Here is a 10707-nt window from a genome sequence, read left to right on the forward strand (position 1 = left end):
GCGGAGACCAGCGGCGGCCGGCGGCTCACTCCGGGAACGGGTGGGGGCGGTGGCCGCCGTGCCACCTTGACGCGACCCCTTGTGATCCAGTTCACTGAGGGGCGGTGAAATTGTCTTTCCGCATCCCGGAACGGGAAGCTCGCACACCCCCCGAGGAGGCCGGGCCGTGAACCTCTCCGCGTTCAACGCACTGGATCCCCGCGCCGCGGCCGATGCCGTGCGCCCCGCCCTGGACGTGCCACGGTGGATCGACGCCGTGGTGGCCACCCGCCCCTACGCCTCGGTGGCCGCTGCCCTGGAGACGGCACGCACCGCGGCCCACCCGTTCACGGACGAGGAGCTGGACCGCGCGCTGTCCCACCATCCGATGATCGGCGAGCGCGCCGCGGGTGACTCCGCGGAGGCCGCCCTTTCCCGGGGTGAGCAGGCCTCGCTCGGGTCCGCGGACGCCACCGTGGAGGCCGAGCTCGCGCAGGCCAACCTGGACTACCAGCAGCGCTTCGGCCACGTGTTCCTGATCCGCGCCGCGGGGCGCAGCCTCCCGGAGATACTGTCCGAGGCACGCCGCCGCACGACCAACACCCCCGAGGACGAGCGCCGCGAGGTGGCCGAGCAGCTGCGCGAGATCGCCGTCCTGCGACTTGAAGGGATGCTCTCGTGAGCTTCATCTCCGCCCACGTCCTCGACTCCGTGCACGGCTGCCCCGCCCAGGGCATCGACGTCACGCTCCTCACCGGTGACGGGCGCACGATCGCCACCGCCACCACCGACGAGGACGGCCGGGTCAGCGAGCTCGGCCCCGACACCCTGGAGTCCGGCCACTACCGGATCGTGTTCGCGACCGAGCCGTACTTCGCCGGCCGCGGCATGGAGACGTTCTACCCGTTCGTCTCGGTGGACTTCACGGCGCGAGAGGAGCAGGGCCACTACCACGTGCCCCTGCTGCTCAGCCCGTTCGCGTATTCCACGTACCGCGGCAGTTGACCCCAGGAGCCGACCGAGCGTCGACGACTGCCGATCCACCAGCAAGCACCCGCCACGAGGGAGTAGACGACCATGACCGAAGTGATCCTCGGCAAGAACCAGTACGGCAAGGCGGAGAACCACGTGGTGCGCATCCACCGCGGCACCGAGCGCCACGTGATCCGTGACCTGGTGGTCACGTCCCAGCTGCGCGGCGACTTCGACGCCGTCCACACGCAGGGCGACAACGGCCACTGCGTCCCCACGGACACCCAGAAGAACACCGTGTTCGCGTTCGTGCAGCAGTACGGCGTGAACTCCCCGGAGGAGCTGCTGCTCAAGCTCTCCGAGCACTTCACGTCCGAGTTCGAGTGGGTCTCCGGTGGCCGCTGGGCCGCGGACGAGCACGCGTGGGACCGCATCAACGACAGCAACCACTGCTTCGTGCAGAACAAGCAGGAGGTCCGTACCTCCGTGCTGGTCACGGACGGTGAGAAGCAGACGGTGATCTCCGGGTTCAAGGACCTCACCGTGCTCAAGTCCACGGAGTCCGGCTTCCACGGCTACCCCAGGGACCGCTACACCACCCTGCCGGAGACCACGGACCGGATCATGTCCACGGACGTGGCCACCCGCTGGCGCTACAACACCACGGACGTTGACTTCGACGCCGTGTACGCGGACGTCAAGAAGATCATCCTGGAGAAGTTCACGGACCACTACTCCCGGGCCCTGCAGGAGACGCTGTACCTCATGGGCAAGGCCGTGATCGAGGCGCACCCGGAGATCGACGAGATCAAGTTCTCGTGCCCCAACAAGCACCACTTCGTGTACGACCTCAGCTTCTGCGACCTGCCCAACGACAACGAGACCCACTACGCGGCGGACCGCCCTTTCGGTCTGATCGAGGCGACCGTCCAGCGCAAGGACGCGCAGCCGGACGAGCACGCCTGGATGGGCATCACCGGCTTCTGCTGATCCCCAGGACCCGCCACTGCTCTGCGGGACCGGCCTCCGCCACCCGAGCTCCACGGCGGGGGCCGGTCCCGCATCCCTCTCGGAAGGCTCTTCCCATGTCCTCAACCACCACCGCCGCGGCACGCACGCGGCCCGAGGACGAGTTCCTCGGCGTCGGCCCGAGCCTCGGCTACGGCTTCCAGCACGTCCTCACCATGTACGGCGGGATCATCGCGCCACCGCTGATCGTGGGTGGCGCCGCGGGGCTTCCCGCCAACGACCAGGCGCTGCTCGTGGCGTGCTGCCTGTTCGTGGGTGGGCTGGCCACGGTGCTGCAGTCCTTCGGAGTGAAGTTCTTCGGCTCCCAGCTGCCCCTGGTCCAGGGCACGTCCTTCGCGGGCGTGGCCACCATGACCGCGATCGTCAACGGTGGCGGTGGGATCCAGGCGGTCTTCGGAGCCGTGATGGCCTCCGCCGCCATCGGGTTCCTGGTGGCCCCGTTCTTCGCGCGCATCATCCGCTTCTTCCCGCCCGTGGTCACCGGCGTGGTCATCACCACCATCGGGCTGTCCCTGTTCCCGGTGGCCGCGCAGTGGGCCATGGGTGGCGCCGCGGTGGCCGCCAAGGGTGACGAGAACGCCATCTTCCGCAACGTGTGCCTGGCCGGGGCCACCCTGCTGATCATCATGCTGCTGTCCAAGGTGCGCAGCGCCGTGGTCTCGCGGCTGTCCATCCTGCTCGGCATCGTGCTGGGCACCCTGCTGGCCGTGGTCCTGGGCATGGCGGACTTCTCGCGGGTGGGCGACGGCGCCCTGTTCGCCTTCCCGCAGCCGTTCGCCTTCGGTCCGCCCACGTTCCAGCCCGCGGCGATCATCTCCATGACCATCGTGGTGCTCGTGATCCTCACGGAGACCACCGCGGACATCATCGCGGTGGGTGAGATCGTGGACACGGACATCGACCGCAGGCGCATTGCCGACGGCCTGCGCGCGGACATGGGTGCCTCCTTCATCTCCCCCGTGTTCAACGGGTTCACGCAGTCCGCGTTCGCGCAGAACGTGGGCCTGGTGGCGATCACCGGCGTGAAGAGCAGGTTCGTAGTGACCGCCGGCGGCGTGATCATGCTGGTGCTGGGCCTGCTGCCGGTTCTCGGCCGCGTGGTCGCGGCCGTGCCCGTGCCCGTGCTGGGAGGCGCCGGCATCGTGCTGTTCGGGACCGTGGCGGCGTCGGGCATCCGCACCCTCGGCAAGGTGAAGTACGAGGGCACGCCCAACCTGATCATCGTGGCCACGAGCATCGGGATCGGCATGCTGCCCATTGCGGCGCCGAAGATCTACGCGGGGTTCCCCACCTGGTTCGAGACCATCCTCCACTCGGGCATCAGCTCCGCAGCCGTGGCCGCGGTGGTGCTGAACATCCTGTTCAACGAGATCAGGCTGGGCAACCCGCCGGCGGGCAGCGGCTCCGTCTTCACGGAGGCACCCGTGCGCTACGTGCCCGTCGAGGCGCTCGAGCACCTGCAGAGCCACCTGCAGGAGGGGGACACCGTCAAGGACGGCAGGCTCCTGGACTCCGAGGGCAAGGAGGTCCCGGTGATCACCGCGGCCGGCGAGGTGGTCCCCGCCCCGCTGACCCAGGAGATCCCGCAGGTGAAGAAGGACCCCGAGGAGCACTGAGGCTCCCCGCCCCGGCGACGACGCCGCTCTCCCGCGGGAGGGCGGCCTCGTCGCGTTCCCGGCACGCACCGGGATTCCACTCCGCGCCCAGCCCGGCAGCCAACCGCCGCTGTGGGCGCAGACCAGCGGAGCGCCGTCGTCCTCCATGCGCGCTCATGGACTCCTGCCACAATAGGGACATGAAGGGCATCATCCTCGCGGGCGGCACGGGGTCCCGCCTGCACCCCGTGACCCTGGGCGTGAGCAAGCAGCTGGTCCCGGTGTACGACAAGCCGATGATCTACTACCCGCTGTCCACGCTGTTGCTCGCCGGGGGGGGCGGGACGTCCTGGTCATCACCACCCCGCACGACGCCGAGCAGTTCGAGCGTCTGCTCGGGGACGGCTCACGGTTCGGGGTGCGCATCACCTACGCGCAGCAGGCCTCGCCGGACGGGCTCGCCCAGGCGTTCGTGCTGGGCGCGGAGCACATCGGGGACGACAGCGTGTGCCTGGTGCTGGGCGACAACATCTTTCACGGCCCCGGTCTGGGCACGCAGCTGCGCCGCTTCCAGGACGTGGAGGGGGCGGTGATCTTCGGCTACCGGGTGGCGGACCCGAGCGCGTACGGCGTGGTGGAGTTCGACACCTCCGGCCGGGCGGTGTCCATCGAGGAGAAGCCCGCCCGACCCCGCAGCCACTACGCGGTGCCGGGGCTCTACTTCTACGACAACCGCGCCGTGGACTTCGCCCGGGCCCTCACCCCGTCCGCGCGCGGCGAGCTCGAGATCACCGACCTCAACCGTGCGTACATGGACCGCGGTGAGCTCTCGGTGCACGTGCTCCCGCGCGGCACGGCGTGGCTGGACACCGGCACGTTCGACTCCCTCGCGGACGCCACCAACTACATCCGCACGGTCCAGGCACGGCAGGGCACCTCGATCGACTCCCCCGAGGAGGTCGCGTGGCGCCTCAGACTGCTCTCGGACGACGAGCTGCGCGAGCGCTCCGCTGATCTCGCCAAGAGCGGCTACGGCGCGTACCTCGAGTCCCTGCTGCGCGAGGCCGGCGACGACGCCGCACCGTAGAACCCTTCTCAACGAAAGGACAACGGCATGAGCGCACAGACGCCGGAGGGGCCTGCCCCTGTACGTCTGACTCTGGATGAGTTGGACGCGCTCATTACTACGTCGCAAAAGCAGCTCGCTGGCGTGAACGAACTGCTCAAGAATCGGTGAGCTCCTGGATTCAACTGACCCGTGATGACGTGGTCAGGATCCACAACGCAGTGCTCCCCACGCCGATCCACGTAAGTTAATTCTCATCGCCAGCGGATCATTTTCCCCAGTCGACCGCAATGAGGAAGTAGCTGACTTTGTTGAACGTGGGGCTCACGGCACAGTGCAACACGGGGTCATCGCGGCCTGGCGGAGAGCCTATATCGAGCACCTTATTTTGTCATGCCCCAGCCGCAGAATGGCATGACATTGTTAATGTGGTTCCACGCCCACCATTTGCCGTCATAGTATCGTCGTGCAACCCCTCGCCCTTCATGCCCAGCACACCACAGATAACCTCATTATCGTCACCAAGAGTCTACTCCAACGAGCCCACCCGCATTCGAGTCATTTATATTCGATCCTTGAGGAACGTTAAATTTTGATGATACAGCTTCTCACCGAGAATAGCCGACGAAGGCAAGCACCCTTGCCCCAAAGGCCAGTCAGAACCATCCGATAAGACTAAGGTAATCACCCTCCTTGCTGAATCGATCCCAGTGGCCGCTGAATTGCTTGAAAATAAAGTTCAAACGATTAAAGGAATACGAGTGATCGAATTTCAAATAAAAACTATTGCTTAAACCCAGAACCGAAAGCCTATTTCTTGATGTTGCAAACCGATCGACGGATGTACATATACACCTTTGAGCTCCGCACATGAATGCTGCACGACACGGTTCGATTAAACATCGCTGGGTGACGACGCATAGCCGCCTGACCGCGACGCATCCGGCGGCTGAACCCGCCCACGAACGAAGGCGCGCCGATTGGCCCATGAAATATCTGAAGTTTCTACATCCTCTCTACATCGAGAGTAAAGCATGTCACGCGCGGGAGCAAAGGTGGCAAAAAGATCTTGACTAAAATCGCCGATCTGCGAGACGGGCTCTCGTGAGCCAACGAGGTGCTGGGTTGTCACAAACCGGGCAGCCAAGTCCTCGGTAGTAAACTGTCCTTGTTTGATGCGAGTTAAAATCCTGTTTCGAAGATCACCAGGTTCCCCAAACATCTCGACGAACATGAACCCGATATAGGGCGAAGATTTGATATCAGCATTATCGCGTTGGCCTAAATGCCTCAAAAGTTCGTTGCTGATTTCCATGGTGAGGGACGCTGCGGCCCCAGTTAACGCCTCAGGGGCCTGCGGAGATGCAGAACTAGAATCACGACTCAGCGCGAGGCGAAGGATCTGCGCCCGCTCCACCCAGTCAGGACAAGCTGCCAAGGCCCCTTCAAGTTCTTCGGGGCTGGTAGGTGGAAGGCGTTCCAAAATATCAGCGAGTAAATAACGGCCTTGGTCGCGGGGGCTGCTGAACATTCGCGAGGTGTGTTCGAGTTTGGGAATTTGACCGGCAACCACCCGAATTAAATCCAAAGTGACCGCTGGCGCCCCGGGCGCCGAAGACTCTGGGCCATAAAGGGCACGGAGTTTTTTTAGGACCAAGTCGATACGTTCAGCGTATGAGTTCTCAGTGAGTAGCGACACCAGCAGATTTCCATCCGACTCTGGTGTGCTTGCATGCTCAAGGGCGGAAAGGATCTCAGCGTCGGCGATGTCTGCCTGAGGGATAGTATGAGCAAAATATCGGTTGAAGTAGTCAGGTACACAAACCCTAGGTGCCGATCGATTTCTCACCGAATAGGGATTCAATGCGGGGAAAAGGGCTTTCATGACCTCGCTAGCGTCCCGGCGACCACCCCTATCATGGACAAGATTTAGCAGCTCGTCCCATTGCGGCTGAATATCCTCCCGCCGCCCCAGCACCTTGTCCAGCTCCTGTTGGACCCCTGTGAGGACGTTTTTCCATCGGGGCAGGGCGTTGTACAAATCGGGGAACTGAAGGTGCAGAAACGTCAAGAGGATGACGTCCACATCATTGACCTCATTTTGTTTTTGCAGAGGCAAATAGTGCCGCACCTGGGCCAAGAATCGATCAATTGCACGCGGAGTCGTCAGTTGGGATTCAATAAAGGGAAACACATCACTCATTCGAGTATCATTTTCACCCCATAGACGCCTCAGATTCCCCAGTAGGTCACTGAGTCCATTCCCCAGTCGCCAGCGCATTTGATGCGTTAATAATGGGGGAACAGTCAGAGGATATTGAACGATCTTCTCCATAAACAAGCGGGCTCGGTCCGCGTCAGCAACACCGATGCTCGCTCCCCGAAGATTTTCTATTAGTGTTTGCTCGTCGTACGCCAGCAGATAGTGGACCCCAGGAAAACGACCCAGAAGGCGAACAACTTTAAGAAGAGCCAATAGCTCATCAGCCTGGAGACGATCGATGTCATCGGCGACCACGAGCACAGGAGTGTCAAGCTCTCTCAGCGACGCTGAGGCTTCTGCGAACGCCTCATCCCACGGCATCTGTGGGTTGGCCGCATCGGCGAGGATCCCGGCGCTTCCTTGAAGAGCTGGCCCGACGATGGGGATGAGGCCGAGCCACGGACCGGCGACCCTCGCACATACTCGCAACGCCTTTTGAGCGCTGTCTCTTCCATCTTCTGGCAGGGCGGCCTCCAGAGCTGCGAAAAACTCTGACATCAGTGAACTCACGTCACTCGTAGCCCAAGGGGTGAAACGAGCAACTCGCCACTCAGGATCTCTCTCTTTGAGTGCTTCAACGATGAGTTCCACCATCGAAGTTTTCCCGCTACCCCAGGGACCGGTCAACCCGTACACCACGCTGGCTTCCCAGGAGTGGGCACTGACTACCAAGCGGGCGGCTTGCTCGGCTAAATGGATGCGCTGAAGAGTGTCCTCCTCTTTGCAATGGATGGGTTCATCTATCCAGTTCTGCAAGGGGGTGTTCATGTTGACAACTCTACCTGTTCCCTCGAGCAAAGCACGTGAAGCGGCTGTGGCAGGGCATGACAGTTGGTTCATATTTTGTGAATCCAGCGATCAGTTCCCGTGCTGGAGGGTCCAGTGGAGGCGTACTGCCGAGGGAACGAAGATTTCTGGGGCGCAGTCGCAAAAGGGCCCCCTTTCCCTCGAAGTGGATTCGCCCCGTGAGGCCGGGGTAGTCGGGCATTTTCCGCCTAACTACAACACGGCGCGGTGTTGCTATCACGTTCGTTGTTTAGAAATGGGGCGTCGCAATGAGGCGGTGAACCGATCATTGCCGCACCGGCCTATTTCCTACAAGATGATCTCTTTCTGACGCGCACCATCGGACCGAGCCAAGATCGAAATGAGCGAGTGACAAAGCTGATTGCTTTTGGAACGAGACGCTTATCCGCACCGCGTAAACGCTCAGCCCGCCGAGGCGAACTGCGCGGAGAGTCGCTGGGCGGCGTCGAGCAGAAGGGGCACGGCGCGGTCGCCAAACTCCCAGTCCACGCGCGTGGTGGGCCCGGAGACCGAGATCGCCGTGGGGGTGGGAGCTTCCGGGACGAGCACCGAGAAGCAGCGCACGCCGATCTCCTGCTCCTCGTCATCCACGGCGTAGCCGCGCTCATGGATCAGCTCCAGGTCCGCGAGCAGCTCCTCCACCGTGCCCAGGCTCTTCTCGGTGGGGGTGGGCATGCCCATGGAGGTGACGATCGAGACCACCTGCTCCTGCGGCAGGGTGGCCAGGATGGCCTTGCCCACCCCGGTGTCGTGCAGGTGGGCGCGGCGGCCCACCTCCGTGAACATGCGCATGGAGTGGGAGGACTGCGCCTGTCCCACGTAGACGACCATGCGCCCGTCCAGCACGGCCATGTTCGCGGACTCCCCCAGCTCGTCCACGAGCCCCTGCAGCACGGGCTGCGCGTAGGTGCCCAGCGCGAGCCCCGCGGCGTTGCCCAACCGGATGAGCCCCGGGCCCAGCGCGTAGCTGCGGTTGGGCAGCTGGCGCACGTGGCCCAGCGGGATCAGCGTGCGCAGCAGCCGGTGGATGGTGGGCAGCGGCAGCTGCGCCCTGGAGGCCAGCTCGCTCAGCGAGATCTCTCCCCCGGCGGCGGTGATGATGTCGAGCAGGCCGAAGACCCGTTCGACGGACTGCACCCCGCCCGCGCTCCTGGCCTCTGGCATCCGTGCGCTCCCTCGGTCGTCGATGGTGTCGTGCGGGGCTCACCGCCAGCCAGCTCGCGCCGCGGCCGGACCGGACGGCCACGGCCGGGTTCGGGCGATCTCGGTGACGCCGCGCATGTGTGGCCCGCGTCTCAGCAGGGCCTTGTCCTGGGTCACATCCTATGTCTAAACTCATGGTAATGGAATAATTTTTCCACAATACGGATACTTGGAGGCACTCCATGAGCATCACCCACACCACTCCGCAGAACGTGGCCGCCGCGGACGAGATCCTCTCCGAGGATGCGCTGGCATTCGTCGAGGCGCTGCACGAGAAGTTCGCGGACCGCCGCGAGGAGCTGCTCGGCCAGCGCGAGACCGCCCGCGAGAAGGCCGCCGAGTCCGGGACCATGGACTTCCTCCCGGAGACCCGCGCGGTCCGCGAGGGCGACTGGAAGGTGGCCCCGGCCCCCGAGGCGCTGCAGGACCGCCGCGTGGAGATGACCGGCCCGGCCTCGCCCGCCAAGATGGCGATCAACGCCCTGAACTCCGGCGCCAAGGTGTGGCTCGCGGACCTCGAGGACGCCGCCTCCCCCAGCTGGGCCAACCAGGTGGATGCCATTGCCAACCTCCGGGACGCCGCACGCGGCACCCTGGGCTTCACCTCGCCGGAGGGCAAGACGTACAAGCTGCGTGAGGACGCCCCGCTGGCCGTGGTGGTCATGCGCCCGCGCGGCTGGCACCTGCCCGAGTACAACATCACGGTCAACGGCAAGACCGGCTCCGGCTCCCTCACGGACTTCGGGCTGCACTTCTTCCACACCGCGAAGCAGCTGATCGAGAACGGACAGGGACCGTACTACTACCTGCCCAAGATGGAGTCCCACCTGGAGGCGCGGCTGTGGAACGACGTCTTCACGTTCGCGGAGGAGTACCTGGGCATCGAGCACGGCACCGTGCGCGCCACCGTGCTGATCGAGACCATCCCCGCCGCGTTCCAGATGGACGAGATCCTCTACGAGCTGCGGGACCACGCCTCCGGCCTGAACGCCGGGCGCTGGGACTACCTGTTCTCGATCATCAAGTACTTCCGGGACGCCGGTGAAAAGTTCATCCTGGCGGACCGCTCCGCGGTGACCATGACCGCTCCCCTGATGCGCGCCTACACGGACCTGCTGGTGCAGACGTGCCACAAGCGCGGCGCGTTCGCCATGGGTGGCATGGCCGCGTTCATCCCGTCCCGCAAGGACGAGGAGATCAACCGGGCCGCGTTCGAGAAGGTCCGCAACGACAAGACCCGTGAGGCCGGGGACGGCTTCGACGGCTCGTGGGTGGCCCACCCGGACCTCGTGCCCGTGTGCCGGGAGGTCTTCGACGAGGTGCTCGGGGAGAAGCCGAACCAGGTGGACCACCAGCGCCCCGAGGTGGACGTGACCGCCGAGATGCTGCTGGACGTGCCCTCCGCCGGTGACCAGCGCACCGAGAAGGAGCTCAACGCCAACCTCTACGTGGCCATCCGCTACGTGGCCGTGTGGCTTTCCGGCAGCGGCGCCGTGGCCATCCACAACCTCATGGAGGACGCCGCCACCGCAGAGATCTCCCGCTCGCAGATCTGGCAGCAGATCAAGAACGGCGTGGTCTACACGGACACCGGGAACACTGCCACGCGCGAGATCGTGGCGGAGGCCCTGGACCGGCAGCTGGAGGTGCTGCGCGGGGAGATCGACGCCGAGAACTACGAGAAGTGGTTCGTGCCCGCGGGCAAGCTCATCTCGGACATGGTGCTCCGGGAGGACTACCCCGCGTTCCTCACGCTCTCCGCCTACGACCTCATGGAAGGCAGCAAGTGACAC

General features: G+C 64.3%; 8 protein-coding genes and 1 pseudogene. 7 read left to right on the plus strand and 2 right to left on the minus strand.

The genetic code is table 11. The features are described from left to right. Nucleotides 1-166: 166 nt before the first annotated feature. The 6 genes and pseudogenes from uraD to CWC38_RS12580 all read left to right on the plus strand — a co-directional run bounded on the left by uraD (nt 167) and on the right by CWC38_RS12580 (nt 4812). A complete protein-coding gene (gene uraD / locus CWC38_RS09140; protein ID WP_121846455.1) occupies nt 167-661 on the plus strand; it encodes a 2-oxo-4-hydroxy-4-carboxy-5-ureidoimidazoline decarboxylase in 495 nt (164 codons plus the stop codon). Next, complete coding sequence (gene uraH, locus CWC38_RS09145) at nt 658-984, plus strand: hydroxyisourate hydrolase (protein ID WP_121846456.1); 327 nt, start codon at nt 658-660, stop codon at nt 982-984. Before uraD ends, uraH begins: the two co-directional genes overlap by 4 nt. Nucleotides 985-1056: 72 nt before the next feature. Beyond that, complete coding sequence (gene pucL / locus CWC38_RS09150; protein WP_121846457.1) at nt 1057-1941, plus strand: factor-independent urate hydroxylase; 885 nt, start codon at nt 1057-1059, stop codon at nt 1939-1941. A gap of 95 nt (nt 1942-2036) precedes the next feature. After that, nucleotides 2037-3596: a nucleobase:cation symporter-2 family protein gene (locus tag CWC38_RS09155; RefSeq protein ID WP_121846458.1), complete on the plus strand. Its 1560-nt coding sequence runs from the start codon at nt 2037-2039 to the stop codon at nt 3594-3596. A gap of 179 nt (nt 3597-3775) precedes the next feature. After that, nucleotides 3776-4662: pseudogene (gene rfbA / locus CWC38_RS09160) on the plus strand (glucose-1-phosphate thymidylyltransferase RfbA). 27 nt (nt 4663-4689) lie between these two features. After that, entirely contained in the window at nt 4690-4812 is a 123-nt protein-coding gene (locus tag CWC38_RS12580) for a hypothetical protein (RefSeq protein WP_276309574.1), read from the plus strand. Nucleotides 4813-5536: 724 nt separating this feature from the next. Here CWC38_RS12580 and CWC38_RS09165 read toward each other — a convergent pair. Beyond that, nucleotides 5537-7672 carry a KAP family NTPase gene (locus CWC38_RS09165; RefSeq protein WP_165860382.1) on the minus strand — a complete coding sequence of 712 codons (2136 nt, stop codon included), beginning with the start codon at nt 7670-7672 and terminating at the stop codon, nt 5537-5539. 441 nt (nt 7673-8113) lie between these two features. Further along, entirely contained in the window at nt 8114-8875 is a 762-nt protein-coding gene (locus CWC38_RS09170; protein ID WP_121846460.1) for an IclR family transcriptional regulator, read from the minus strand. Nucleotides 8876-9096: 221 nt separating this feature from the next. Here CWC38_RS09170 and aceB point away from each other — a divergent pair, with 221 nt between their 5' ends. Then, nucleotides 9097-10704 (plus strand): malate synthase A, encoded by a 1608-nt coding sequence (aceB, locus tag CWC38_RS09175; protein ID WP_121846461.1) that lies wholly within the window; start codon nt 9097-9099, stop codon nt 10702-10704. Nucleotides 10705-10707 lie beyond the last annotated feature (3 nt).

Source organism: Kocuria tytonicola (assembly GCF_003687455.1).
Classification (GTDB): Bacteria; Actinomycetota; Actinomycetes; order Actinomycetales; family Micrococcaceae; genus Kocuria; species Kocuria tytonicola.

Coding starts and splice junctions, on each gene's coding strand:
- CWC38_RS09165 (WP_165860382.1), bottom strand. CDS start 7,672: ATGAACACCCCCTTGCAGAACTGGATAGATGAACCCATCCATTGCAAA.
- CWC38_RS09170 (WP_121846460.1), bottom strand. CDS start 8,875: ATGCCAGAGGCCAGGAGCGCGGGCGGGGTGCAGTCCGTCGAACGGGTC.
- pucL (WP_121846457.1), top strand. CDS start 1,057: ATGACCGAAGTGATCCTCGGCAAGAACCAGTACGGCAAGGCGGAGAAC.
- aceB (WP_121846461.1), top strand. CDS start 9,097: ATGAGCATCACCCACACCACTCCGCAGAACGTGGCCGCCGCGGACGAG.
- CWC38_RS09155 (WP_121846458.1), top strand. CDS start 2,037: ATGTCCTCAACCACCACCGCCGCGGCACGCACGCGGCCCGAGGACGAG.
- CWC38_RS12580 (WP_276309574.1), top strand. CDS start 4,690: ATGAGCGCACAGACGCCGGAGGGGCCTGCCCCTGTACGTCTGACTCTG.